The organism is Ewingella americana ATCC 33852 (genome assembly GCF_000735345.1).
Classification (GTDB): Bacteria; Pseudomonadota; Gammaproteobacteria; order Enterobacterales; family Enterobacteriaceae; genus Ewingella; species Ewingella americana.
Genome location: NZ_JMPJ01000032.1, coordinates 1 through 26,012 on the forward strand (window position 1 = coordinate 1; position 26,012 = coordinate 26,012).

Consider the following 26,012-nt stretch of genomic DNA (forward strand, 5'->3'; position numbering starts at 1 on the left):
CCCCTTGAGGCCGGTGTGGCGGCAGCGCACGGTGTTGACCTTAAGGGCCAGTTTGCGTGGCAACGCAAGGTCTTGAACTTGAAGTTGAATTTAAAAAGGCCCAGTAATTCCTCAATTACCCGCCTCCCAATAAGGCCTCTCCCCATATTTCTCTACCAGAAAATCAATCACCGCCCGCACCTTTAGCGACAGCCGTTTACCCTGTGGGTAGAGCGCTGAAATGGTGGGGGTTTCAAGCTGGGTTGACACTTGATACTCCTCCAACACGCTGACCAGTCGGCCGTCGTGCAGTGCCTCGCCAATCAGCCATGTAGGGAACACCACCAGCCCCATGCCGTTGATGGCTGCCTGAGTCAGGGTTTCGGCGTTGTTGCCCGTGAGCACGCCGCGCAGGCTGTAGGCTTGCCATTCTTCAAAGGACTTCGGGCGGAAGAACCAACGCTGGGAGCCGACGTAGCCTTTAAAAACTAAGCAGCTGTGTTGCAGGAGATCCTCGGGAGAAGTTGGCGTACCGGCTTTTGCCAGATAGCCGGGGCTGGCGGCGAGACAGTAACGCTGCACGGCCAAGGTGCGGGCTTGCAGGGTGGAATCAGCCATGACGCCAATGCGGATCAGCAAATCCGTGGCGTCGTGCAGTGGATCGACAAAATCGTCAGTTTGCATCAGCTCAATCTGCAACTTGGGATAACGGGCGCACAGCTCGTGCAGCCACGGGGCGATATGGCGCTGGCCGAAGACAATCGGCGCGTTGATTTTTACCAGCCCGCTAGGCTCGAGATCTTGCTCTTGCAAACCGCGCTCGGCTTGGGCGATTTGGTCTAACGCCTGTCGCGCATGGTGGCCCAACAGCTTGCCGGACTCGGTAGGGCTAACGGCGCGGGTATTGCGATAAAGCAGCTGGGTTTGCAGGGCTTGCTCCATCTGCTGGATAACCCGCGACACGCTGGAGGGGGAGAGGGCTTCGCGCCGCGCCACCTCGGAAAAACTCCCCAAATCCAAAACCGCGACAAACAGCTTGAGTGACTTGAAATTGATCTGATTAAAACCTTCCATCTGTGCGTATCTCGCAAAGGTATTTTCAAGATTGTCCTGTTTTTAGCAATGAAATGCCACGCTATAGTCCGCATCTTTGCGAATGGCTTAACAGGAAAATCATGAATCTGTTGTTAATACCGCTGGTGGTGCTGGCGGGAATGGGGTTGTCGATGGAAGCTGGGCTGATTGGCCCGCTAGGGACAGAGGTCGGCCACCTGTGGGCGACGCTGAGTATTTTCGGCGTGGGGACAGTGCTGACAGGCTTGCTGGTGCTGTTCTTCGGCCCACGCAACGCGGTGTCTTACAACCAATTACCGGGCTGGCAGATGCTGGGCAGCGCGCTTGGTCCGGTATACGTGATTGTGCTGACGCTGGCGACGCCGGTGATTGGTATCGGCTTGACCATGATTGCCGTGCTTTCCGGGCAGGTGGCGAAAAGCTTGTTGATTGACCATTTTGGCTGGTTTGGTACCACGGCCAAAAAGGTTGGCGGTGAACGCCTGCTGGCGCTGGTGTTCATTGTCGCGGCGCTGATTCTGATTGCTTGGAGCTGAAAATGACTGAACTGATTATGATTGTTTTGGCGGTGATCGCCGGTGCGGCGCTGAGCATGCAGGCGGCGGTAAACGGCAAGTTAGGCGAGCAGGTTGGCGTGCTAAAAAGCGCCTTCCTGACTTTTGGCGTGGGTGCTGCGATTACCGCGTTGCTGGTGCTGTTTTTGCAGACTCCGCAATCCGCCACGCTGCTGACCGTGCCGAAGTGGCAGCTGATGGGCGCGCTGTTTGGCGTGCCTTACATCATCATCATGGTGATTGCCGTGCCGCGCATTGGTACCGCAGCCGCCACGGTGGCGGTGATCCTCGGCCAGCTGACGATGGGGATGCTGATTGATAACTTTGGCTGGCTGCACAACCCAACCATTGGCCTTTCGTGGCATCGTCTTGCGGCGATCCCTTGTCTGGCTATCGCGCTGTGGCTGATTTATCGCAGTGACCGTTCGCGTTAAAGACGGTCGCGTTAAATCAGGCGCGGGTCGAAGGCCATTGGCTGCTTTTCAACACTGGCCAGCAACGGAGCGAAATCAGGATGCAGCGGATTCACAATCACATTGAATTCGCTCGGCACGATCACCGACGGCACACGCAAACCAACGCTGCTGGCGGACTGAAGCCAAGCTTCGCCGAGGCTTTGGGTGCTGTCCGGCGGCAAAGGATCTTTCCAGTCTTCGCTCAGATTGTTGATATCCAACTGCTCCAGCTTTTCATCAGGTATATCAATGCTCAGCAGGGTGTAAGACTGCAATAATAGACTGCTTTGCAGATGGACCATGATCTCAAGAATAGCCAGCGAGATGCTGGTGGCGAGATACACCACTGGCTTGCCGGGAGGATTCCAGCGCCCGCCGTAAAGTTGGGCGCCGGTTCCTGACCACGCGGTGGAAAGATGTTTGGTCTTGACGATGCGATACAATCTCACCCAAAGACCCCGTATTCCAGACGGCCAATCAGTCGGTTAACTTCTAACGCACCGGCCTCTGAAGCCAGCATCTCTACCGGCGGCACGCCACCCAGCGCGGGAGCAGGGCGACGTATCCAGTCGAGGGCGGCGCTGCGGTCGCCTTCGAACAGATCGGTGGCGGCATCCACGATGCGTATCAGGCGAGCGACGCGCTCACTCTCTTCGGTTTTCAACAGGCCATTTTCCGCTTTACGGCGGGCAAAACTGCGCTCGTTGATCCCCATTATTTCCAATAGTGCCATTTTTGACCATCCCAGTTCGGCATTCAGACGATTGATACTATCAACTGAAAAACCTTTCTGTATGGCATTAATCAAACTCATTCCTCCACTTGCGGGAAGCCCCGCAGATTGCCACAAACGCATTGCAGGGATGGGGGCATTTTTGGAATGCAGCTCTGAATTTTTACTCTCCATGACAGACTCCTTCTCTCACTCGGCTAATTGTCATTACTATAGCACGACAAATGGCAGTTGTACGTATTTGGCACAATTTGCGAAGCTTTCTTTGCGCTCTCTTAGCATCCATTCATGAACTTTGTGTGACGGCAATCACACAAAATGTGTATGAGGATGAAACAGAAATTGACAAACATTGACCAAATCTATTTATTAGCTAACAAAATTTGAAACTGAACTGTGGCGGCTGGAAATTACACAGCCTTTGTATTAAAGGCTCGCAATCGGTTGCGGATCACAGTTTTGAATTCTTTTTTATGCGTAGTGATGTGGCACGCCAATTACGGTTTTAAACATTTAGTCAGATATAGCAGGACAATAACCTGTAAATCCGACCTGACTGTTTCGTAAAAAATTGTCTCCTTCTGGCACGAGGAGTTGCTCTCTAACCGCTCCCTGGTAAATCAATGAACAATAAAATAATTGCAGCTGGCGCACTTTTAGCTTTGTCTTACAGCGCAACCGTGCTGGCTGACGACACACAAGGCGAATTCGTTTCTGACTGGTGGCACCAGAGCGTTAACGTGGTGGGCAGCGCGGATACGCGTTTCGGGCCAACCATCCGTAACGACGTTTATCTGGAATATGAAGCCTTTGCACACAAAGACTGGTTCGATTTCTACGGCTATATCGATATTCCTAAGAGCTTCGGCGCGGGTAACGGCAACGACACCGGTATCTGGGATAAGAACGGTTCTCCGCTGTTTATGGAAATCGAACCGCGCTTCTCTATCGATAAGCTGACCGGCACTGACCTGAGCTTCGGTCCGTTCAAAGAGTGGTACTTCGCGAACAACTATATCTACGATATGGGCCCGAACAGCGATAACCGCCAGAACACGTGGTTCATGGGTCTGGGTACCGATATCGATACTCATCTGCCAATGAGCCTGTCCCTGAACGTGTATGCAAAATACCAATGGGAAAACTACGGTGCGGCGAACGAAAACAGCTGGGACGGTTACCGTTTCAAAGTGAAATACTTCGTTCCATTGACCCAACTGTGGGGCGGTAACCTGAGCTACATCGGGTTCACCAACTTCGACTGGGGTTCAGATTTAGGTGACAACGACTTCGCAGACGTGAACGGCCGTAAAGCGCGTTCAAGCAACTCTGTCGCGTCAAGCCACATTCTTTCTCTGAACTACACCCATTGGCACTACTCGTTCGTGGCGCGTTACTTCCACAACGGCGGCCAGTGGCAAGATGGCGCAGAGCTGAACTTCGGCAACGGCAACTTCGACGTGAAGTCTACCGGCTGGGGTTACTACGCGGTTATCGGTTACAACTTCTAATCCGACGCCTCGCGCACAGTGTGAAAAACCCGGCCTTGCAGCCGGGTTTTTTTATGGACTTATTTCTTGGCAGCTATCGCCACCACCACCTGATTGCCGTTTTCCGGTTTCAGGCTGAAATCTACCTCTTCTCCCTCTTTAATCGTGTTCAGCAGTGCCGGATCGGCGACTTTGAAGCCCATGGTCATGGCTGGCCACTGGATAGCCGGGATCGGACCGTGCTGCAAGGTCACCATGCCGTTTGCGGTGTCGATTTTCTTGACCACGCCGCTGGCTTTGGCGACATCACTTTTGGCGCTATTGCCCGACATATCCATTCCGGCCATGTCACCCGACATGCTGGTGGCAGAAGCAAACTGCGGCGCAGCGGCGAAAATGACGGCAGACAGTGCGAGGGTTTTGATGAGTTTAGACATGTTATTTCCTTCCTTCTTTGTGTTGAATGATTGAGGTGTTTTCAGTTGGGGTGGTGCGTGCAAAGCGGCGCGCGGCAAGCAGGCGCCAGAGTGCGGGGATAATAAACATCGATAGCAGCGGGGCGGTTATCATGCCGCCGACCATCGGCGCGGCAATTCTGCTCATCACTTCTGAACCGGTGCCGCCGCTCCAAAGAATCGGCAGCAGTCCCGCGAGAATAACCGCCACGGTCATGGCTTTCGGCCTGACGCGCAGGGTCGCGCCTTCGCGGATAACTTCATCCATTTCTCGCGCTGAGATTGGCAAGTTGTTTGGGTTGTGGGCCTGCATCGCTTGGCGCAAGTAAACCAGCATGATCACCCCAAACTCCGCTGAAACGCCCGCCAGCGCGATAAAGCCAATGCCGGAGGCAATCGACAAGTTATAGCCGAGCAGGTAGAGCAGCCAGATACCGCCGACCATAGCGAACGGCAGGGTGAACATCAGCAGCAGGGCCTCTTCGACCCGGCGGAAAATCAGATACAGCAGCAGGAAGATGATGGCTAAGGTGGCTGGAACCACCAGTTTCAGGCGCTGCACCGCGTGTTGCAGGTATTCGAATTGCCCGGCGTACTCAACGCTAACCCCCGGCGGCAGCTGCAGTTGCTGGTCCACCGCGTGGCGCAGTTTTTCGACCACCGAGGTCACGTCACGGCTGTTCGCGTCGATATACACCAAGCCAGAGAGCCGGGCATTCTCAGTTTTCACCATGGTTGGGCCGGAACTGATGCCCAGCGCGGCGACCGTGCCTAGGGTGATTTGCTGGCCTGACGGGGTGTAAATCGGCAACTCGCGCAGCCCGTTGAGTGAGTTACGAATTTCACGCGGATAGCGCAGGTTGATGGGGTAACGCGCCAGCCCTTCGACGGTTTCACCAATGTTCGCCCCGCCAATCGCTGAGGAGACAATCGCCTGCACGTCGGCAATGTTCAGCCCGTAACGGCTGGCCTCGGCGCGGTTGATGTTTACGTCGATGTAGTGCCCGCCGTTCAGGCGTTCGGCCAGCGCCGAGCTCACGCCCGGCACGCCTTTCGCCAGCTTCTCGATGGCCTGCGCGGTGTGGTCGATAGCCTCCAGCGACGGCCCCAAAATACGCACGCCAATCGGGCTTTTAATCCCGGTAGCCAGCATGTCGATGCGGTTACGAATTGGCGGCACCCAGATGTTTGCCAGCCCCGGCACTTTCACCACGCGGTCCAGCTCTTTCACCAGCTTGTCCGGCGTCATGCCTTTGCGCCACTGGTCGCGCGGCTTGAACTGAATGGTGGTTTCGAACATCTCGACCGGCGCGGGATCAGTGGCGCTTTCGGCGCGCCCGGCTTTGCCAAACACGCTTTGCACTTCCGGCACGGTTTTAATCAGCCGGTCGGTCTGTTGCAGCAGTTGTGAAGCCTTGGAGACCGATAGCCCCGGCAGCGCCGACGGCATGTACAGCAGGTCGCCCTCGTCAATTGCTGGCAAAAACTCCGAGCCAATCTTGTCTAGCGGCCATGCCACGGTGAACAGCGTCAGCACCGCCAGCAGCAGCGTCAGCTTAGGCCAGTTCAGCACCCAGTTGAGTATTGGGCGATAGACCCGAGTCAGGCCACGGTTAATCGGGTTGCGGGTTTCATCGGGAATACGCCCACGGATCCAAAAGCCCATCAGCACCGGCACCAGCGTAATGGAGAGCAGGGCGGCCCCGGCCATGGCGTAGGTTTTGGTGAAGGCCAGCGGGCCGAACAGCTTGCCCTCCTGCGACTCCAGCGTAAAGACCGGAATAAACGACAGGGTGATCACCAGCAGGCTGAAGAACAGCGCCGGGCCGACTTCCGTCGCCGCGTCGCTAATCACCTGCCAGTGCGCCTGACCTTCCAGCTTCTCGCCGGGGTGCTCGGCGCGCCAGTGCTCAATCTTCTTATGGGCGTTTTCAATCATCACGATGGCGGCATCGACCATCGCGCCAATCGCAATCGCAATGCCCGCCAGCGACATCATGTTGGCGTTGATGCCCTGAATGCGCATTAGCAGGAAGGCAATCATGATGCCGAGCGGCAGGGAGATAATCGCCACCAGCGCCGAGCGGAAGTGCCACAGGAACAGCGCGCAGACCAGCGTCACCACCACAAATTCCTCAATTAATTTATGCGTGAGGTTGTCGATGGAGCGATCAATCAGCTTGCTGCGGTCATACACCGGCACCACTTCCACGCCGTCCGGCAGGCTGCGCTGCAACTCGTGCAGCTTCTGCTTCACGCTGGCGATAGTTGCCCGAGCATTTTCGCCGGAACGCAGCACGATGACGCCGCCGACGCTCTCTCCCTGACCATTAAGATCGGCCACGCCTTGGCGCAGTTCTGGCCCCACTTGCACCGTCGCCACGTCGCCCAGCGTAATTGGAATGCCGTTCTCCACGCTGAGAGGAATTTTCCTGAAGTCGTCGAGGGTTTTCAGGTAGCCCGAAGCCCGCACAATGTAGTCGGTTTCCGCCAGTTCCAGCACGGATCCCCCGGCTTCCTGATTGGCCTGCTGTACGGCGTTAACCACGGTTTGCTGAGCAATGCGATAAGCCGCCATCTTCACCGGGTCGAGCACAATCTGGTACTGCTTGACCATGCCGCCGATGCTGGCAACCTCCGCCACGTTCGGTAGACTTTTTAGCTCGAAGCGCAGGAACCAGTCCTGTATACCGCGCAGTTGGCTGAGGTCGTGCTTGCCGCTTTTATCTACTAATGCGTATTCATATACCCAGCCAACGCCCGTGGCGTCTGGTCCGAGCGCCGGTTTCGCCCCCGCCGGTAAGCGTGACTGCACTTGGCTGAGATACTCCAGCACCCGTGAACGCGCCCAGTAGAGGTCAGTGCCTTCTTTGAAAATCACGTAGACGAAAGAGTCGCCGAAAAACGAATAGCCGCGCACCGTCTGCGCGCCGGGCACCGACAGCATGGTGGTAGTCAGCGGGTAGGTGACCTGATTCTCGACGATTTGCGGCGCTTGCCCCGGATAGCTGGTGCGCACAATCACCTGCACGTCGGAGAGGTCCGGCAGGGCGTCGACCGGCGTGGTATTAATGGCCCAGATCCCGGCGGCGGCGATAAACAGCGTCGCCATCAGCACCAGAAAACGGTTGGCGATAGACCAGCGGATCAGCAAGGCGATCATGGCTGTGTCCCTCCGCTTTGCGCCGTATCCATCTTGTCCAGAACGCCCTGCAGGCTGGCTTCTGAATCAATCAGGAATTGGCCGGAAGCTACCACCTGCTGGCCCGCTTGCAGGCCGGAGAGCACCTGAGTGCGGCCTGCGGACTCAGCCCCAAGCTGCACTTCTACCGGCGCGAAGTGGTGGTTAGCCTCGCTGACAATCACCACGTTGCGCAGGCCGGTGCGAATAATCGCCTCGCTCGGCACCGACAGGCTGTCAGCCGCGCTGCTGCTTTGCAGGCTAACCTGCGCGAACATCCCCGGCCTGATCAGTTGCTGCGGGTTGGCGACTTCAATCCTGACATTTAAGGTCCGGCTCGCCGCTTCGGCCACCGGCAGGATCGCGCTGACTTTGCCGCTAAATGTTTTCCCCGGATAAGCCGGGAAGCTGATTTGCGCCGTTTGGCCGTTTTGCACCTGTGAGGCCTGCGCCTCGGGGACCGCCACTTGCAGCCAGACGCTGGAAATGCCGTTGAGCTGCAACAGCGTGCTGCCGTTGGCCACCGTCATGCCTTGGCGAATGTCGAGTGACTGAATCACGCCGCCGATTGGCGCAGTAAGGGTGTAGACCGGCTGGGCCTTGCCGCTCCGCGTGACCTGATTAATCAGCGAGGCGGGCATGCCGAGCAGCACCAGACGCTGCCTGGCGGCGGCGCGCAGCGTGCTGTCACCGCCGTGCAGCAGGGCCAGATATTCCGCCTGAGCGCCCGCCCAGTCTGGCATCAGCAAATCGACCAGTGGCGCACCGGCGGCTACCACGTCACCCGCCGCCAGCGGGTAGCTGCGCTGCACAAAACCGTTGCTGCGTGCCTGCACAATTGCCACTTCGCGATCATTTAGCACCACGTTTGCCACGGCGCGAATGCTGGAAGTGATTGGCCCTTGGACTACCGGAGCGAGCCGAATCGCCAAGTTCTGCACCATACCGCCGTCAATTTTCACGCCGCTGTCTGCCGTTGTTGAGTCCGCCGCGTCGGCGTATTTAGGCACCAGTTGCATGTCCATAAACGGCGACTTGCCCGGCTTGTCGAAATGCTGGGCCGGAGCCATGGGGTCATACCAATAGAGGGCTTTCGGCTCGGCCGCCGTGGCGGTTTTGGCCGGAGCTTGTTGCGCCGCCGGAGCTTGGCTTTTCGCCAGCCAATAGCCCGAAGCGCCGCCAGCCGCGATGCAAAGCAGTGCCAGAGCCGCCAGCTTGAAGGATTTAATTTTCATCATTGAACTCCAGCAAAGATGTAATAGAGGGCTGCGGCCAGTTGGTCGCGCTGGCTTTGCAAACCGGCTTTTCTCAGTTGCTGCTCCAGCACCGCGCTGCGGGCATTAATCAGAGCCGCGCTGTCGCTGGTGCCGCGTGAATAACTGGCGGTGAGCAGAGAGACTTTTTGCCGGGCGAGGGGCAGCCACTGCTGGTCTATGCGCGCAATCTGCCGTCCGAGAGTGGCGTAGTCGGCGAGATCGTTGTCCAGCTGGTTGGTTAATTGGCGAATGGCGGCGTCGCGCAGTTCGCCGACTTGGGTGAGATCGAGGGTTTTGGCGGCGATGATCGGGTCTTGGCGGCTGGCGGCAAACAGCGGCAGGCCGACGGTGAACTGCACCGACACCATGTTGCCGTACATCGGGTCGCGGCGCTGGTAATCAAGCTCCACGCTCCAGTCCGGCTTTTTCTCCGCTTCGGCGGCGCGCAGTTCGGCTTTAGCCTTGGCGGTATCACTGTTGAAAGCCTGAATTTTGGCGGTTTTTTGCAAGGACTTGATGTAGCTCGCGCCATCCACCGGCAGGTCCGGGGCGTGGCCGACCAGCGGCTGTTCGGCATCCTGGCCGATATAGCGGCTGAGGGTGGCGGTGGCAACCCGCAGCTCGCGGCGCAGTTGGTCTTCGCGATCCGCCAAGTCTGCCCGTTTTTCATCGGCATTCAGCGAGTCGGCAAGGCCTGTGCGTCCGGAAACCACCTGAGCCTGAAGGGCTTTGCCCAGCGCGTCATTTTCATGCTCAAGCTGCTGCAATAGGCCGAGCTGCTGCTCGAGGTAATAGCGCGTTATCCACGCCACGGCCGCGCCCTGTGCCACGTCGACTTGCAACACATTGTGTTGAGAACCGGCCTGCTGGATTTGCGCGCTGGCGACATCTTCCCGCGCATCGCGCTTGGCGGAGTTAGGGAAATCCTGCATCACACCGAGCTTCTCCATGGTCATGGACTCTTCGGTGAAGGAGTTGGCAGCCGGGCCGGAAATCGGAAAGTTGTCGATGCCGGTCACCAGTTTCGGGTCAGGCAAAGCACCGGCCGGAATGGCCGAGGATTGCGCCGAGCGCACGGCGGTCTGGCTGGCAGAGAGTTCGGGTGATTGCTGTAAAGCGCTGCTCACCGCATAGCTGAAAGTCAGCGGCGCGGCGTGAGCCAAGGGCGCAATTCCCACCAGCAAAAGCTGGGCAGGAAGATAGAACGATTTGAAGGACATCGTGGTGATCCCATGAAAGTAACGGCACGCGCGAAGGCATACCTATTCCGCCAAGCCACAGGCTGGACGGCGTTAACAGTCGTTAAGAATCACGCCAGCCGAGGAGGGCGCCACTGGCCTTCAAGAGGAGGAGAAAAGGGTGTTTCTGGGGTAGGTTGAGCATCTGCTTGGTAAGGCGCAGACAAATTCAGCGGAGCAAAAGAGGTCAAAATGGTGTTGAGGTTGCAGTTAGAACCAAACTTACAGGTTTGGCCGCTCTGCTGCTTGCCGTGCGAGGATGACAGCGCGCTTTTGCTCGCCATACAGTCATCAGATTACATTGCGCCATCAAGTTCATCGACGCCAGCCCCAGAGAGGGCAGCGTAATGGACAAAATGAGCAAAATAAGCAGACGGATCGTTTTCATGAGCCGGAGTGTAAGTTAAGTGACGGAAATTTGCATCTGCTGAAAATTAACAAAACGTGACAGCAGATACGTAACTAGATCTTCCAGTTTTTCACCTTACTCATCAACGAATTATCCTGCTTCAGCATCTGTGAGATCTCCGGGTTTTTATAACGTTTTGCCACGTCACGGGCCGTCTCACCCTGTCGATTCTTTACATTCAAATTGATGTTCGGGTGGCTGAGCAGCAGGGCAATGCCTTGGCTGTTGCCGGATTTGGCGCAGATGTGCAGCGCGGTGTCGCCCTTGTGGGTGTCCTGCAAATTGACATCGACGTCGGGGCGCGACAGCAGCAGTTTCATCGGTTTCATGTCGGGCTGGGACAGGGTTTTCACATACTGATTATGCATAAAGGTCACGCCGCTGAACCGGCTGCGCATATGCAGCGGCGACTGCCCGCTGGCATTCTTCAAATTAGGATTAAGGCGACGGTCGTTGAGCAGGCTTTCAGTCATGCTGCGGCTCGGCAAATCCTTACTCAACACAATGTGCAGCGGGGTATTGCCCTGACGGTCGCCCTTGTTGACATCAATGTTTGGCGAGTTGAGTAGCGCGCTGACGCTCTGCTTATCGCCGCGTTGAATCGCCCGTCCCAGCGGTGGCGTCTGGTTGCTGTCCGCCAGCGTGTTATTGATATCCACCCCGGCGTGATGGATAAGCGACGGAATAAGCTCATGTTTCATCTGCCCAATTGCCGAGTTAAGCAAGCCGGTGCCTTCCTTCTGTAACAGGTTGGGATTGGCGCTCAGGGCTTTGTTGAGCATGATGGGAAAGAGCGAAGAGTCATAGTGCAGCAGAGCCTGGCGCAGATTCTCTGTCGTCGGCACCGCGCCGGGATAGGACGCCAGCATGCTGACAATATCCTTCCTCGAGCCAGATACCGCGCAGGCCCAAGCATTGTGCGAGCCGTGTTGGAAATTGGTCGGCTTATTAATCAACTCAGGATTAATGCGGCTGGAAAGAATAAAACGCACGGTTTTTTCATCCCGCCCGAGCACGGCTTTAAGCAACTGCTGCTGCTTTTCGCCCTCGGGGAAGGTGCTGAAGGTGTAGAGCGCGTTGGCGCGGCTGTGCTTGTCGGTTTCTGACATCGCCGCCAGCGATTTCGCATCATCTTTCAGGTTAGAAAAAACGTTGTGCAGCAGCTCGCTCGGCAGATGTCCCTGTTTTTGAACTTCCATGACGTCTCGCTTAGTTGACCAGTTAGTGCAAATAGAGCCCCGCCTGACAGCAGGGGATTTTTCCAATAAGTGGTCTTGAAACGGCTTCGGTTCCGAAAATAACGCAAATTAGCGTCGCGCTGCTGGCAGCTTATAGCTGATGAACCTGAGTCTGACCTTGGGCTATCGACAGTTCGTATAACTGGAAGGTGACGTGCTCGCTGATTTGGCTCGCCAGCTCGGGAGAGTGGCTGGTCAGCCATATTTGCGAGTAGCGGCTGGCTTCGGAGATTAGCTTCGCCAGCGCCGGGAGCATCTGCGGATGCAGGCTGTTTTCCGGCTCATTCAGCGCGATAAAGGCCGGTGGCCTTGGGCTGAGCAGGGCGACGGCGAGACAGAGGAAGCGAATGGTGCCGTCGGACATCTCGCTGCACTCCAGCGGGCGCGTCAGCCCTTCGCGGTTCATCATCAGGGTGAAGCGCGCGTTGTCATTGCGGCAGAAAAAGGAGCACTGCGGGAAGGCGGCGTCGAGGATTTCAGTCAGCAGTTCGATATCGCCGATTTCCACAATGGTCTGGAATGCGGCGGCCAGATTGCTGCCGTCGCCAGCAAGGATCGGCGACCTAAAGGCCACCTGTGGCTGCCTGATACCCGAACGGCGCGAGACATCAAACTCATGGTAGAAGCGCCAGTTGCGGATGGTTTCGCGCACCTGCGACACCTCGGGGTAGAGATGCGGCTCGCCAAGCTGCCCAAAGAAGGATTCATTCTCGTAAATCGATCCGGCGTGGGTGACCTTTTCGCCGTGGATATTAGATAAAAACACTGCCTGATTCTTTCTCTTCAACACCTGCGAAGAGGGGCGGCGGTTGAACCCGGCCAGCCAAATGTGCTCCTCCTTGACGATGGGATCTAGCCCAAAGTGGGTCGGATAGGGCAGTTTCTCGGGAAAACCCATCTGTAATTCGTATTCGAATGTGTCTGTCTCGCAGGCTAAACGCATTCTGCGCGGCCCGGCCGACGGGCTGTGGATGCCAGACCATAGGGTGTTTTCAATGCCGCCCTCTTCACTGAGCATGGAAGAAATCTGGCCAGAGGCCGCACCGGACAGTAGATGAATCGCTTTATAAATGTTCGACTTTCCGCAGCCGTTTGGCCCAAAAATAATATTTAACTGGTTGAGTTGCAGAGAGATATTTTTGGCTGAGCGATAGTTATCAATGTGGATATTGCGGATCATCTTATGCGCTTTCCCTTAGCTGCTGGGTCAAAAAACTGTCATCCGCCGCCATTTTTGCACAGATTCAAACAGAGTGATTTTGATTTTTTGACCCCTCGCGACGCCCTAGGTTGCCTCATCACGCTCCTCCTCAGACAAATACCTGCCACCTGCCTGAAAAATGACCACGCCGATAGGCGATCTCCTTGTGGCGTTGTGGCATAATGCGCGCCAAATCACATTCCTAATTAAGAGCGAGCGTTGTGCTAAGTACTTACAACATCACCATGCAATTCGGCAGCAAGCCGTTATTTGAAAACATTTCCGTGAAATTTGGCGGCGGCAACCGTTATGGCCTGATCGGCGCGAACGGCTGTGGTAAATCCACTTTCATGAAGATCCTCGGCGGCGACTTAGTGCCTTCCGGTGGTAACGTCGTGCTCGACCCGAACGAACGTCTGGGTAAGCTGCGTCAGGACCAATTTGCGTTCGAGAAATTCTCTGTTCTCGACACCGTGATCATGGGCCACACAGAGCTGTGGGCCGTGAAAGAAGAGCGTGACCGTATTTACGCCTTGCCAGAAATGAGCGAAGAAGACGGCTATAAAGTGGCCGATCTGGAAGTAGCTTACGGCGAAATGGATGGCTACAGCGCGGAATCTCGCGCCGGTGAGCTGCTGCTCGGCGTGGGTATTCCGGTTGAGCAACATTACGGCCCGATGAGCGAAATCGCGCCGGGCTTTAAACTGCGCGTATTGCTGGCGCAGGCACTGTTCTCCGACCCAGAAATTCTGTTGCTCGACGAACCGACGAACAACCTGGACATCGATACTATTCGCTGGCTGGAGCAAGTGCTGAACGAGCGTAACAGCACCATGATCATCATTTCGCACGACCGTCACTTCCTGAACATGGTCTGTACTCACATGGCTGACTTGGACTACGGCGAACTGCGCGTTTATCCGGGCAACTACGACGAGTACATGACGGCGGCCACTCAGGCTCGTGAGCGCCTGACTGCCGATAACGCCAAGAAGAAAGCGCAAATCGCTGAGCTGCAATCTTTCGTGAGCCGCTTTAGCGCCAACGCCTCTAAATCTAAACAGGCGACCTCGCGTGCCCGTCAGATTGACAAAATTCAGCTCGACGAAATCAAAGCGTCCAGCCGCCAGAATCCATTCATCCGTTTCGAGCAGGACAAGAAGCTGTTCCGTAACGCGCTGGAAGTGGAAAAACTCACCAAAGGTTTTGATAACGGTCCGCTGTTTAAAAACCTCGGTTTGATGCTGGAAGTGGGCGAGAAAGTTGCCATTCTGGGTGCCAACGGTATCGGTAAATCAACCCTGCTGAAAACGCTGGTAGGCGACCTTGAGCCAGACAGCGGCAGCGTGAAATGGTCCGAAAACGCCAAAATCGGTTACTACGCGCAGGATCACGAATATGAATTCGATGAGACGCTGAACGTATTCGACTGGATGAGCCAGTGGAAATCCGAGAAGGACGACGAGCAGGCAGTTCGCGGCATCTTAGGCCGTTTGCTGTTTGGTCAGGACGATATCAAGAAGAAAGTAAAAGTGCTTTCTGGTGGTGAGAAAGGCCGCATGCTGTTCGGGAAACTGATGATGCATCGTCCAAACATCCTGATTATGGATGAGCCAACCAACCACATGGATATGGAATCCATCGAGTCACTGAACATGGCGCTGGAGATGTACGAAGGCACGCTGATCTTCGTCTCCCACGACCGTGAGTTCGTGAGCTCCTTGGCGACGCGTATCATTGAGATCACGCCGAATAAGATCGTCGATTTCTCAGGTACGTATGAAGATTATCTGCGTAGCAAGGGCATCGATAACTAAATCCTCGTCATCCTTCGCGCTGCCTCGGCGTTGGCTGCCTTCGCTCGCCCCGGTCACATACTTGTGTATGCTCCCGGGGTCTCGCTTAGTTGCCGCCTTGATGCAGCACGAATGATTTTGAGGATTGCTAGTAGCAAGCTTCATAAAATAAAAAACCGCCCCGAGAGGCGGTTTTTTTATGCGTGAAATTAGCGTTTATGGATTGCCGCAGACTTCGCATCCGGGGTGTTTGGTCAGTTTCATCTCTCTGAACTGCATGCTCATGGCGTCAAACATCAGTAATCGGCTACGCAGGGTTTGGCCGAAATGTGTGAGAAGTTTGATGGCTTCCATGGCTTGCAGACTGCCGATTGTACCGACCAGCGGGGACATGACACCAGCTTCGACGCAGGTCAGGGCGTTTTCGCCAAACAGGCGGCTGAGGCAGCGATAGCAAGGCTCGTCCGGCTGATAGGTGAACACGCTGAGCTGGCCTTCCATGCGGATGGCGGCCCCTGAAACCAGCGGCGTTTTGAGCTGGAAACAGGTGCGGTTTAGCTGGTCGCGGATGGCCACGTTGTCGGTGCAATCCAGCACTAAGTCACAGCGGGCGATGGCCTGCTGTAACTCCTCGTCGTCAAGCTGATGGTCAATCTGCTTCAGGGCTACGTGCGGGTTAATTTCCGCCAGAGCCAGTGCCGCAGAGGCCACTTTAGGCATGCCGATGCGCGCGTCGCTATGTAGAATCTGCCGTTGCAGATTGGAGAGCGACACGGTGTCGAAGTCCAGCAGCGTCATGGAGCCCACGCCCGCCGCCGCCAGATATTGCGCGGCGGCGCAGCCTAAACCGCCCAGCCCGACCACCAGCACGTGGCTGGCTTTCAGCTTCTCCTGCCCGTCGAAATCAAAACCTTTCAACACGATTTGGCGGTTGTAGCGCAGGGTTTCGGCGTCAGTCAGTTCAGGCAGCGTATTCATGTTTAGCCTCTCAGCAGGGCGTTAAAAGGTTCGACATCGACCCATTCACCGGCGGCAACGCGGTCACGTTCGCGTTCCAAAACCACAAAGCAGTTAGCCTGGCTGAAGGAGCTAAACACGTGCGAGCCCTGATGACCAGTGCTGTGCACCTCTAATTCACCCGTGGCGCTGGTGGTGAAAATGCCGCGCTGGAAATCCAAACGCCCCGGAGATTTGTTAAACGGCGTCACTGCCTTGGCTTTAAAGCGCGGAGGCAGCGACCAGCTGCTGTAACCACTCAGCCCGGCGATAAACGGCTGCACCATCTGGTAGAAGGTGAGGGCGGCGGAGACCGGGTTGCCCGGCAGGCCGCAGAACCACGCGTTTTTCAGTTTGCCGAAGGCGAAAGGTTTGCCCGGCTTAATCGCCAGCTTCCAGAAACCAATCTCGCCCAGCTCATCGAGCATCTTCTTGGTGTAATCGGCTTCGCCTACCGAGACGCCGCCGCTGGAAATCACCAGATCCGCATAGTCGTCGGCCTGTTCAAATGCGTGGCGCAGTGCCTGCGGGTCATCGCGAATAATGCCTAAATCCAGCACCGCGCAGCCCATTTGCTCGAGCATCAGGCGAACGGCAAAACGGTTGGTGTCGTAGATTTGGCCTTCCTGCAAAGGCGTGCCGACGGGTTGCAGCTCATCGCCGGTGGAGAAAATCGCCACTTTCAGCGGCTTGAACACTTCGACTTGCTCAATGCCCAGCGAAGCCAGCAGCGGCAGCTCTGCCGCGCCGAGGCGCACGCCTTTAGCCAATACGCTGTCGCCCTGTTTGATGTCGTCGCCAATCAGTCGGATGTTCTGCCCCGGCTGGACATCGGCGGTGAAGCGTACGCCCGCGTCACTGACTTCAGCCTGCTCCTGCATGATGACGGCGTCCGCGCCTTGCGGCACCGGCGCGCCGGTCATGATGCGAATGCAGCTTCCCGCAGGCCACTCGCCGTTGAAAGGCGCACCGGCGAAGGCTTTGCCCGCCACCGGCAGCACCGCGCCGTCGTGCAGGTCGGCGCAGCGCACGGCGTAACCGTCCATTGCCGAGTTATCAAAGGGCGGCACGAAGACTGGAGAGCGCACCGGTGCGGCAGTAATGCGGCCTGCGGCGGCGGTCAGTGGCACGGATTCCGCTTCTGGCGGCGCTTTCGAGGCGATGTGACCGTGCATTTTGTCCAGTGCGTCTTGCAGCGAGATAAGACCTGCGGTGTTGAATTCCATCATAAATTCCTTGTGTGCCTGCCGACATGTTGGCGGCTGAGTGGGGCAAAAGCATGGGAACATTATGTCAGACTACGCAAAGGAAGAGAAAACGGCGGTCAATAAATCGAGAGTTAGCGTGAATAACTTTTACAGAAAAATTGAGATCGATCCCGAAATTAATATGAAAACCTAGGTATTATTACGGTCAATTTTGTGACATAACGCACAAATAAATGTCTATTGCCGTCGGGAGTTGCATTGTGATGAAAAAAAACCGCCATCAAGCGATCCTTCGGTTGGTGGACGAACATGAGGTAGTTCAAGTCAGCGAATTGGCCGAGTGGCTGAATGTCAGCCTGGAAACGATTCGCCGCGACCTCAGTGAAATGCAGGATCAGGGGTTAATTTTGCGCCGCCACGGCCGCGCTCGCCGCCTGATCCAGCAGCCGACCACCGGCTGGGTAAACAGCCTGCAACAGGCACCGCAGCTTTAACGCGAAAGCCAAATCTGTTGCGCAGAATGCAAAAAGGGAAGACATCGCTGTCTTCCCTTTTTTTATGCTTCAACCACGGTTAGCGGGCGATCAGTGCGCCGACGCGTTGTGGTGAATTTTTTCCGCTTTACTCTTAATCCCGGCAATCACTACCGCAATCACCAGCAGCACATAAGAGATGCTGGCAATATTCAGCGCCCAGAACAGGCCGAATTCGCGGTGAATAAAGGAGGAGAAAGAGGCGAAGATCAGTGTGCCGACTGACGCGGTGGTCAGCAGCGCAGAGGTCAGGGTTGGCGGCGATTTCTTCACTTGCAGGCTGCCGTAGCTCATCAGGCCAGAGAACATGCCGGAGTTACAGAAGCCGAAGACACCCACGCCAATCATCACCAGCGTAGTAGATTCGCTGTGCGTCACCACGCTCAGGCTAATCAGGCCAACAATGGCGGAGATAAGCAGGAAGGTGCGCAGCTTGACGAAACGCACGGTGAACTGGTTTAGGAACAGGCCAATCGCCTTAACTGTCCAGTAAATGGTGATGTAAAACGCCGAGCGGTCAGCATCCAGATGGAAATGCTCGAGCAGCCAGCTTGGCATCCACAGAGTAAAGACCAGCTCGCTGAACACGAAGGCGAACAGCGCGAAGCACAGCACGTAGGCCGCGATGCCCCAAGGCTCTTTCGCCACTTCTTGGTTTGCAACGCTTTTTTCCGGCTGCGGAACGGACGGGAATTTCTGCCCAACGCACAGCAAAATCATCAACAGGCTCAGGGTGCCCATGATGCCGTACATCGCCAGCCAACTCGCGCCATGCTTGAACAGGAAGCCGAGCAGCAGGGAGAGGGTCATGCCGGAGAGGGCGAAGAAGAAGTCGGTGAAAATCAGGTTGGCAGAGCGCTTTTTCGGGTCGTCATTGATACGCACCACCAGATAGCTGCCAATCGACATCATCAGGCCAGCGGTGGAGCCAATCAGGAACACGCCAATGCCGAACAGGGTAATAGAAGGCATCAGGAATAGGGCGATACAGGTCAGCACGGAGATAACAGAGCCGGTGATCAGCTGCTTGCCCAAATCGAATTTACGCATCAGCAGGCCGCTGACCATGATCGGCAGGAACAGGCCGATGTTCATCAGGGAGAACATTAAACCAATAAACGCCGGATCTTTATTGAACGCGGTTGCCACCGGCCCGATAACAATACCTAGCGTTGAAACCAGTCCGCCGGTAAAAAAGTAACTCAGCCACGAGATAACATTAATCCGGCGGCGGTTGTACACAGTATCCATAACCTATTTCCTAAGAGTACTCTTCATCCTTCGCTATCCGGCGGGGCGCCATCCTACGAAAACTTGAGCATTTGAGTATGTAAAAGCCGTTTTAAGAGAGTGGGAAGCCTTGCCAGAGACACCTTGCACCACGAAATCCCCTCTATGCTACGCATCAAGGGGCATTTGCCACCCAGCCGTAACGTAAATTATTTTGGGGATAGGACGTTTATTATTCCTGTTATTTAGACGTTTGTCTCGCCTGTTTATACGATCCCATTATTTAATTTTCCTAAATATTCTAAGCAATTAGCTTATTAATTCTGGTTATACATTTCTGCTTTACATACTGTAGCGGGCTAAATATAGTCAAAAAAAGCTCGATCTAACCTTTTATTAACACAGGGTACAGTGCGAATGAGTTCTACGACTCCTGTTCCTGACGCTTCCATTTCGGACAAAAAGCGTCCGGTTATTGCGATTCATGGTGGTGCCGGGGCTATTACCCGAGCGGCCATGAGTGCTGAAAAAGAGCAGCGCTATCTTCAGGCGCTGGAGAGCATTCTCACCAGCGGACAGCAGATTTTGGCGGCGGGCGGCAGTGCTTTAGACGCCGTGACCGAAGCCGTACGCCTGCTCGAAGAGTGCCCGTTATTCAACGCTGGAACCGGCGCGGTGTTTACTCATCAGGGCACCCACGAGCTGGACGCCAGCATCATGGATGGCCGCACGCTGGACGCCGGAGCCATTAGCTGCGTTAACCATATCCGTAACCCCATTCTTACCGCCCGCAAAATCCTTGAAGTCAGCCCGCACGTGATGTTTACCGGCGAGGGTGCCGAGCGTTTTGCGCGTAACCACGGGCAAGAAATGGTGGCAGCCGACTTCTTTTCGACCCAAGACCGCTATGACCAACTGACGCGCGCCATTGCCAGCGAAAGCGGCGTGGTGCTCGATCACGACGGCGCGGCGGCGGGATCTGACGATCCTCTCGATGCCGATCGCAAATTCGGTACGGTCGGTGCCGTGGCCCTCGACGCTGAGGGTAATCTGGCTGCCGCGACTTCAACCGGCGGCATGACCAATAAGCAGGCCGGGCGCGTGGGCGACTCGCCGATTATCGGCGCGGGCTGCTATGCCAATAACCAGACGGTGGCGGTCTCTTGCACTGGAACTGGCGAAGTCTTTATGCGCAGCGTCGCAGCCTATGATGTGGCGGCTTTACTAGATTACGCGGGGCTCACCTTGCAGCAAGCAACGGACAAAGTGGTGATGGAAAAGCTGGTCGCCCTCGGCGGCTCCGGTGGCCTGATTGCCGTGGATAGCTTGGGCAACGTGGCGTTGCCGTTTAACAGTGAAGGGATGTATCGCGGCGTGGCTTACGTGGGAGAACGGCCAAATGCAGCCATCTACAAATAAGCCGCTAATTCTGCCGGACAATCAGGTGCTGTCCGCGCGCGACCTCAGCGTGCGCTTTCACCATGAAGGTCAGGCAATTGAAGCCGTGCGCAATCTCAGTTTCGACGTGCATCGTGGCGAAACGCTGGCGATTGTTGGCGAATCCGGCTCGGGGAAATCCGTTACCTCGCTGGCGCTGATGCGTCTGGTGGAGCAGGGCGGCGGGCAAATCACTCAGGGTCAGGTGCTGTTCCGTCGGCGCAATGGCGAAGTGGTGGACACCACCGCGGCGTCGCAATCGTCAATGCGCTCGCTGCGCGGTGCTGATATCGCGATGATTTTTCAGGAGCCGATGACCTCCCTCAACCCGGTGTTCCCGGTGGGCGAGCAGATTGCCGAATCCATCCGTTTGCATCAGGGGAAAGATCACCGCACCGCCCGCGCTGAAGCTCTGCGTATGCTGGATTTAGTGCGCATTCCCGAAGCCAAAAATATTCTCGACAGCTACCCGCACCAGCTCTCTGGCGGGATGCGCCAGCGCGTGATGATTGCCATGGCGCTGTCGTGCAAACCGGCACTGCTGGTGGCCGACGAGCCAACCACCGCGCTGGACGTGACCATTCAGGCGCAAATTCTGCAACTGATCCGCGTGTTGCAAAAAGAGATGAACATGGGGGTGATTTTCATCACTCATGATATGGGCGTGGTGGCGGAAATTGCCGACCGCGTGCTGGTGATGTATCGCGGTAATAAGGTGGAAGTCGGGGATGTCAGCACGGTTTTCCGCGCGCCTCAGCACCCTTATACCAAGGCGCTGCTCTCCGCCGTGCCAAAGCTCGGGGCAATGACCGGCAAGAATCTGCCGGCGCGTTTCCCGCTGCTGGTCCATGATGAAGAGCTGGCCGAATCACCGGCGGATTTAACTCAGGATACGCTGAAACCGGGTGCGCAGCCTGTGCTGCAAGTTCGCGACTTGGTCACCCGTTTCAACCTGCGTGGCGGCATCCTCAACCGCGTCACGCGTCAGGTTCACGCGGTGGAAAAAGTCAGTTTCGACCTCTATCCCGGCGAAACGCTGGCGCTGGTGGGCGAGTCCGGCTGTGGTAAATCTACCACTGGGCGCTCTCTGCTGCGGCTGGTGGAAAGTCAGGGTGGAAGTATCACCTTCAACGGCCAGACCATTACTGACCTGAAAGGCCCGGCGCTGCAACATTTGCGCCGTGATATACAATTTATCTTTCAGGACCCTTATGCCTCGCTCGACCCGCGCCTGACCGTCGGCTACTCCATTATGGAGCCGCTGCTGGTACACAACGTGGCGCGCGGCAAAGAGGCCGAGGCGCGAGTGGCGTGGCTGCTGGAGAAGGTGGGGCTGCTGCCGGAGCACGCGCAGCGCTACCCGCACGAGTTCTCAGGCGGCCAGCGGCAGCGAATTTGCATTGCCCGCGCGCTGGCGCTCAACCCGAAAGTGGTGATTGCCGATGAGTCCGTCTCGGCGCTCGACGTGTCGATTCAGGCGCAGATCGTCAATCTGCTGATGGATTTACAGCGCGAGTTTGGCATCGCTTTCCTGTTTATTTCCCATGACATGGCGGTGGTGGAGCGCATTAGCCACCGCGTGGCGGTGATGTATCTGGGGCAAATTGTTGAAATTGGCCCAAGACGCGCGGTGTTTGAGAATCCTCAACATGCTTACACCCGCAAGCTGATGGCGGCCGTTCCGGTTGCTGATCCTGCCCATCGCAGCAAAGATCACGCGCTGCTGGTGGATGATATTCCAAGCCCGATCCGCGCACTGCATGATGAGCCTGTTGTCTCGCCATTAGTGCGCGTTGCCGAGGGGCATTATGTTGCAAGGCACGCCGTTGGCGGCCTGTATTGATTCTGGTGTAGTCATAAAGATAAGTCACTTTGACAGGCAATTATAAAAAGGAAAATTGGATGCAAACATTGAAGGGTAAGGCAGTGCTTCGCAAAGCCATCCTCGCCGTCGCCGTGGTTGGCGGACTGGCTTCCGGCTCTGCATGGGCAGCAAAAGACGTCACTATCGCCGTTGGGTCTAACTTCACTTCACTTGACCCGTATGATGCCAACGACACCTTGTCGCAGGCGGTGGCAAAATCGTTCTATCAGGGCCTGTTTGGCTTTGATAAAAACCTCAAACTGGTCAACGTGCTGGCTGAAAGCTACACCGTGAGCAAAGACGGTCTAGTTTACACCATCAAGCTGCATCCGGGGATCAAGTTCCAGGACGGCACCGACTTCAACGCCGAAGCGGTAAAAGTTAACCTTGATCGCGCCAGCAATCCAGACAGCCATCTCAAGCGTTACAACCTGTTCAAAAACATCGATAAGACCGAAGTCGTTGACGCCAACACGGTGAAAATCACCCTGAAGACGCCATTCTCAGCCTTCATCAACAACTTGGCTCACCCGTCTGCGGTTATCATCTCCCCGGCGGCGCTGACCAAATATGGCAAAGACATCGGCTTCCACCCTGTGGGTACTGGCCCGTACGTGCTGGACCAGTGGAACCAGACTGATTTCGTGAAAGTGAAGAAATTCGACGGTTACTGGAAGAAAGGCGAGCCGAAGCTCGACTCTATTACCTTCCGCCCGGTGGTGGATAACAACACCCGCGCCGCGATGCTGCAAACCGGTGAGGCTGATTTCGCTTTCCCAGTACCTTACGAGCAAACCGCGCTGCTGGAGAAAAACACCAAGCTTGACGTGGTGACCGCGCCGTCAATCTTGCACCGTTACATCAGCTTCAACGTGACCCAGAAGCCGTTTGATAACTTGAAAGTTCGTCAGGCAATCAACTACGCCATCAACAAAGACGCGCTGATCAAAGTGGCCTTTGCCGGTTACGCCGTGCCTTCAGAAGGCCCGCTGCCGCAGGGCATCGAGTATGCTGCGAAATTCAAACCTTGGCCTTACGACCCGGCCAAAGCCAAAGAGTTGCTGAAAGAAGCGGGCTACCCGAACGGTTTCACCACTACGCTGTGGTCTTCGCACAACAGCAGCACCGCGCAGAAAGTGATTCAGTTTGCTCAACAGCAGTTGGCTCAGGTTGGCATCAAAGTCACCGTGACCGCGTTTGACGCCGCGCAGCGTGCAGCACAAGTAGAAAACGTCGGCCAGAAAGACGCGGGCGTTCGCCTGTTCTACACCGGCTGGTCAGCTTCTACCGGTGAAGCGGATTGGGCATTGACGCCGCTGTTCGCCACTCAGTCAGCACCACCTAAGCAGTTCAACACCGCGTTCTATAGCAACCCGGCGGTTGATAAAGACTTGGCCGATGCGCTGAAAACCACCGATAAAACTGAGAAAGCCAAGCTGTACGAAGATGCTCAGACCAAAATTTGGGATGACGCACCTTGGGCCTTCTTGGTGACCGAGCGTCTGGTTTCTGCTCAGAACAAACGCCTGAGCGGCTTCTACGTGATGCCGGATACCTCATTCAACTTTGACGATGCGGACGTGAAGTAATCACTTTCGACTAGCTAAGTTCATTCGGGGAAGCAGGAAGTGGGGCGCTCAAACCGCGCCTCACGACAGGCTTCCCCGTGAATTTGTTTCTTGCTAACGTCTCAGAGGTTTTTTTAATGGGCGCAGTTAATCTGTCATGCTGAATTACTTCCTAAAACGATTACTCGGATTGATACCAACCCTGCTCATTGTGGCGGTGTTGGTTTTTCTGTTTGTGCATTTGCTACCAGGCGACCCGGCGAGATTGGCTGCGGGACAGGATGCTGACCAGAGCGTTGTTGAGCTGGTTCGCAAAGATTTAGGTCTCGATAAGCCGCTCTATCAGCAATTTTTCACCTTCTTTAGCCACGCTCTGCGCGGCGACTTCGGCCATTCGATGGTGTCGAAGCGCCCGGTAATTGATGAGATTGGCTCACGATTCCTGCCCACCCTGTGGCTCACGCTCACTAGCATGCTGTGGTCGGTGATTTTCGGGCTAGTGATTGGCGTGGTGTCTGCCGTTTGGCGCAATCGTTGGCCTGACCGCGTGGGCATGGCGCTGGCGGTCTCCGGCATCTCCTTCCCAGCCTTCGCTCTCGGTATGCTACTAATGCAGGTGTTCTCGGTGCAGCTTGGCTGGCTGCCGACTATCGGCGCAGACGGCTGGCAGCACTACATTCTGCCTTCTATCACGCTGGGCGCGGCGGTGGCGGCAATTATGGCCCGCTTCACTCGTGCCTCTTTTGTCGAAGTGATGCAAGAGGACTACATGCGCACCGCGCGTGCCAAGGGCGTGCGCGAAACGCTGGTGGTGGTGAAACACGGCCTGCGTAACGCGATGATCCCGGTAGTGACCATGATGGGTCTCCAGTTCGGCTTCCTGCTCGGTGGTTCTATCGTGGTGGAGAAAGTCTTCAACTGGCCGGGCCTCGGGCGTCTGTTGATTGATTCCGTAGAAATGCGCGACTACCCGGTGATTCAAGCCGAGGTGCTGCTGTTCTCACTGGAGTTCATCCTGATCAACTTATTGGTCGACATGCTTTATGCAGTCATCAACCCTTCAATTCGGTACAAGTGAGCATGCGCATGAAAAACTGGCGGCGTAATGCCGTGCTGGCCTCGATGCCGGTGATGACCGCGGAGTCGGTGCAAAAGCAGCAGGTGCGCACACCCTGGAAAGCCTTCTGGCGGCGTTTTCGCCAGCAGCACATTGCCTTGGCAGCGGGCGTCTTCATTATTTTGATGATTGCGGTAGCCGCGCTAGCCCCGTGGATTGTGCCCTTCGATGCAGAAAACTATTTTGACTACGACCGTCTGAATGAAGGTCCGTCATTGATTCACTGGCTGGGCGTGGATTCACTCGGGCGAGATATTTTCAGCCGTATTTTGATGGGTGCCCGTATTTCGCTGGCGGCGGGGGTGTTGTCGGTGGTGCTGGGCGGTATTATCGGCACGGTATTTGGCCTGCTGGCAGGCTACTACGAAGGCTGGTGGGATCGCATCACTATGCGCGTTTGCGACGTACTGTTTGCTTTTCCCGGCATTCTGCTGGCGATTGCCGTGGTGGCGGTGATGGGCAACGGCATGTCGAACGTTATCATCGCGGTGGCGATTTTCAGCATCCCGGCCTTTGCCCGCTTGGTGCGCGGCAATACGCTGGTGCTGAAACGCCAGACCTATATTGAGTCGGCACGCAGCATCGGCGCGTCTGACTTCACCATCCTGTTCCGCCACATTTTGCCCGGCACGCTGTCGGCCATTGTGGTCTATTTCACCATGCGCATCGGCACGTCAATCATCACCGCCGCCAGCCTGTCGTTCCTCGGCATGGGTGCCCAACCCCCAACCCCAGAGTGGGGCGCAATGCTCAACGAAGCCCGCGCCGACATGGTCATGGCCCCGCACGTGGCGATTTTCCCCAGTCTGGCGATATTCCTGACGGTATTGGCGTTTAATCTTTTGGGAGATGGGTTGAGAGATGCGTTGGATCCGAAGTTAAAAGGGTAAGACGGGAGGGGCTTTTGGAAAAGCCTTTCAAAACCGTGGGCGCCGGCCCACACCGGGCAAAGGGGGCGTAAACGCGCCCCCTTGTGCAATCCCGCGTTTTTTTGTTGTGA

Annotated in this window: 23 protein-coding genes; 10 read left to right on the plus strand and 13 right to left on the minus strand. The window is 56.2% G+C overall.

Annotated features, from left to right (window positions below):
• Window positions 1-111: 111 nt before the first annotated feature.
• Complete coding sequence (locus GEAM_RS04740) at window positions 112-1,053, minus strand: LysR family transcriptional regulator (protein ID WP_034788955.1); 942 nt, start codon at window positions 1,051-1,053, stop codon at window positions 112-114.
• Window positions 1,054-1,154: 101 nt separating this feature from the next.
• Here GEAM_RS04740 and GEAM_RS04745 point away from each other — a divergent pair, with 101 nt between their 5' ends.
• Both GEAM_RS04745 and GEAM_RS04750 read left to right on the plus strand, forming a co-directional pair.
• On the plus strand, window positions 1,155-1,589 hold the full coding sequence (locus tag GEAM_RS04745; protein ID WP_034788958.1) for a DMT family transporter: 435 nt from the start codon (window positions 1,155-1,157) through the stop codon (window positions 1,587-1,589).
• Between the two features lie 2 nt (window positions 1,590-1,591).
• Window positions 1,592-2,041 (plus strand): DMT family transporter, encoded by a 450-nt coding sequence (locus GEAM_RS04750; RefSeq protein ID WP_034788961.1) that lies wholly within the window; start codon window positions 1,592-1,594, stop codon window positions 2,039-2,041.
• An 11-nt stretch (window positions 2,042-2,052) separates the two neighbouring features.
• On the opposite strand, the gene GEAM_RS04755 is transcribed toward GEAM_RS04750, so the two are convergent.
• Window positions 2,053-2,511 (minus strand): RES family NAD+ phosphorylase, encoded by a 459-nt coding sequence (locus GEAM_RS04755; protein ID WP_034788965.1) that lies wholly within the window; start codon window positions 2,509-2,511, stop codon window positions 2,053-2,055.
• Window positions 2,508-2,969, minus strand: a complete 462-nt coding sequence (parS, locus tag GEAM_RS04760) for a type II RES/Xre toxin-antitoxin system antitoxin (protein ID WP_034788968.1) — start codon at window positions 2,967-2,969, stop codon at window positions 2,508-2,510. Before parS ends, GEAM_RS04755 begins: the two co-directional genes overlap by 4 nt.
• Before the next feature lie 449 nt (window positions 2,970-3,418).
• Here parS and GEAM_RS04765 point away from each other — a divergent pair, with 449 nt between their 5' ends.
• On the plus strand, window positions 3,419-4,306 hold the full coding sequence (locus tag GEAM_RS04765; RefSeq protein WP_034788971.1) for a nucleoside-specific channel-forming protein Tsx: 888 nt from the start codon (window positions 3,419-3,421) through the stop codon (window positions 4,304-4,306).
• A gap of 59 nt (window positions 4,307-4,365) precedes the next feature.
• On the opposite strand, the gene GEAM_RS04770 is transcribed toward GEAM_RS04765, so the two are convergent.
• The 7 genes from GEAM_RS04770 to GEAM_RS04800 all read right to left on the minus strand — a co-directional run bounded on the left by GEAM_RS04770 (window position 4,366) and on the right by GEAM_RS04800 (window position 13,242).
• Window positions 4,366-4,722, minus strand: a complete 357-nt coding sequence (locus GEAM_RS04770; RefSeq protein ID WP_034788973.1) for a copper-binding protein — start codon at window positions 4,720-4,722, stop codon at window positions 4,366-4,368.
• A gap of 1 nt (window position 4,723) precedes the next feature.
• Window positions 4,724-7,903, minus strand: a complete 3,180-nt coding sequence (locus tag GEAM_RS04775) for an efflux RND transporter permease subunit (RefSeq protein ID WP_034788975.1) — start codon at window positions 7,901-7,903, stop codon at window positions 4,724-4,726.
• The gene (locus tag GEAM_RS04780; RefSeq protein ID WP_210435873.1) at window positions 7,900-9,159 is read right to left on the minus strand and encodes an efflux RND transporter periplasmic adaptor subunit; all 1,260 of its coding nucleotides are present in this window, start codon (window positions 9,157-9,159) and stop codon (window positions 7,900-7,902) included. The genes GEAM_RS04775 and GEAM_RS04780 overlap by 4 nt, the downstream gene beginning before the upstream one ends.
• Window positions 9,156-10,397, minus strand: a complete 1,242-nt coding sequence (locus GEAM_RS04785; protein WP_034788979.1) for a TolC family protein — start codon at window positions 10,395-10,397, stop codon at window positions 9,156-9,158. Before GEAM_RS04785 ends, GEAM_RS04780 begins: the two co-directional genes overlap by 4 nt.
• An 89-nt stretch (window positions 10,398-10,486) precedes the next feature.
• Window positions 10,487-10,699: a hypothetical protein gene (locus GEAM_RS04790; RefSeq protein ID WP_034788981.1), complete on the minus strand. Its 213-nt coding sequence runs from the start codon at window positions 10,697-10,699 to the stop codon at window positions 10,487-10,489.
• A gap of 178 nt (window positions 10,700-10,877) precedes the next feature.
• A complete protein-coding gene (locus GEAM_RS04795; RefSeq protein ID WP_034788984.1) occupies window positions 10,878-12,023 on the minus strand; it encodes an ankyrin repeat domain-containing protein in 1,146 nt (381 codons plus the stop codon).
• A gap of 130 nt (window positions 12,024-12,153) precedes the next feature.
• Entirely contained in the window at window positions 12,154-13,242 is a 1,089-nt protein-coding gene (locus GEAM_RS04800) for an AAA family ATPase (RefSeq protein ID WP_034788986.1), read from the minus strand.
• A 242-nt stretch (window positions 13,243-13,484) separates the two neighbouring features.
• On the opposite strand from GEAM_RS04800, the gene GEAM_RS04805 reads away from it, so the two are divergent.
• Window positions 13,485-15,080 carry an ABC-F family ATPase gene (locus tag GEAM_RS04805; RefSeq protein WP_072009864.1) on the plus strand — a complete coding sequence of 532 codons (1,596 nt, stop codon included), beginning with the start codon at window positions 13,485-13,487 and terminating at the stop codon, window positions 15,078-15,080.
• 195 nt (window positions 15,081-15,275) lie between these two features.
• On the opposite strand, the gene moeB is transcribed toward GEAM_RS04805, so the two are convergent.
• Both moeB and moeA read right to left on the minus strand, forming a co-directional pair.
• Window positions 15,276-16,037 carry a molybdopterin-synthase adenylyltransferase MoeB gene (gene moeB, locus GEAM_RS04810; RefSeq protein WP_034788991.1) on the minus strand — a complete coding sequence of 254 codons (762 nt, stop codon included), beginning with the start codon at window positions 16,035-16,037 and terminating at the stop codon, window positions 15,276-15,278.
• 2 nt (window positions 16,038-16,039) lie between these two features.
• Window positions 16,040-17,284 (minus strand): molybdopterin molybdotransferase MoeA, encoded by a 1,245-nt coding sequence (gene moeA / locus GEAM_RS04815; RefSeq protein WP_034788994.1) that lies wholly within the window; start codon window positions 17,282-17,284, stop codon window positions 16,040-16,042.
• Between the two features lie 242 nt (window positions 17,285-17,526).
• Between moeA and GEAM_RS04820 the strand changes: the two genes are divergently transcribed.
• On the plus strand, window positions 17,527-17,757 hold the full coding sequence (locus GEAM_RS04820; RefSeq protein WP_034788997.1) for a DeoR family transcriptional regulator: 231 nt from the start codon (window positions 17,527-17,529) through the stop codon (window positions 17,755-17,757).
• 90 nt (window positions 17,758-17,847) lie between these two features.
• Here GEAM_RS04820 and tsgA read toward each other — a convergent pair whose 3' ends face one another.
• A complete protein-coding gene (gene tsgA / locus GEAM_RS04825) occupies window positions 17,848-19,047 on the minus strand; it encodes an MFS transporter TsgA (protein ID WP_034789001.1) in 1,200 nt (399 codons plus the stop codon).
• A gap of 396 nt (window positions 19,048-19,443) precedes the next feature.
• Between tsgA and GEAM_RS04830 the strand changes: the two genes are divergently transcribed.
• The 5 genes from GEAM_RS04830 (at window position 19,444) to gsiD (ending at window position 25,902) form a co-directional block, all read left to right on the plus strand.
• The gene (locus GEAM_RS04830; protein ID WP_034789004.1) at window positions 19,444-20,445 is read left to right on the plus strand and encodes an isoaspartyl peptidase/L-asparaginase family protein; all 1,002 of its coding nucleotides are present in this window, start codon (window positions 19,444-19,446) and stop codon (window positions 20,443-20,445) included.
• Window positions 20,426-22,306 carry a glutathione ABC transporter ATP-binding protein GsiA gene (gene gsiA / locus GEAM_RS04835; protein WP_034789008.1) on the plus strand — a complete coding sequence of 627 codons (1,881 nt, stop codon included), beginning with the start codon at window positions 20,426-20,428 and terminating at the stop codon, window positions 22,304-22,306. Before GEAM_RS04830 ends, gsiA begins: the two co-directional genes overlap by 20 nt.
• A 59-nt stretch (window positions 22,307-22,365) precedes the next feature.
• Window positions 22,366-23,916: a glutathione ABC transporter substrate-binding protein GsiB gene (gsiB, locus tag GEAM_RS04840; protein WP_034789011.1), complete on the plus strand. Its 1,551-nt coding sequence runs from the start codon at window positions 22,366-22,368 to the stop codon at window positions 23,914-23,916.
• A gap of 136 nt (window positions 23,917-24,052) precedes the next feature.
• Window positions 24,053-24,973 (plus strand): glutathione ABC transporter permease GsiC, encoded by a 921-nt coding sequence (gene gsiC / locus GEAM_RS04845; RefSeq protein WP_034789014.1) that lies wholly within the window; start codon window positions 24,053-24,055, stop codon window positions 24,971-24,973.
• Window positions 24,974-24,975: 2 nt separating this feature from the next.
• Window positions 24,976-25,902: a glutathione ABC transporter permease GsiD gene (gene gsiD / locus GEAM_RS04850; RefSeq protein ID WP_185688175.1), complete on the plus strand. Its 927-nt coding sequence runs from the start codon at window positions 24,976-24,978 to the stop codon at window positions 25,900-25,902.
• The last annotated feature ends 110 nt before the right edge of the window (window positions 25,903-26,012 follow it).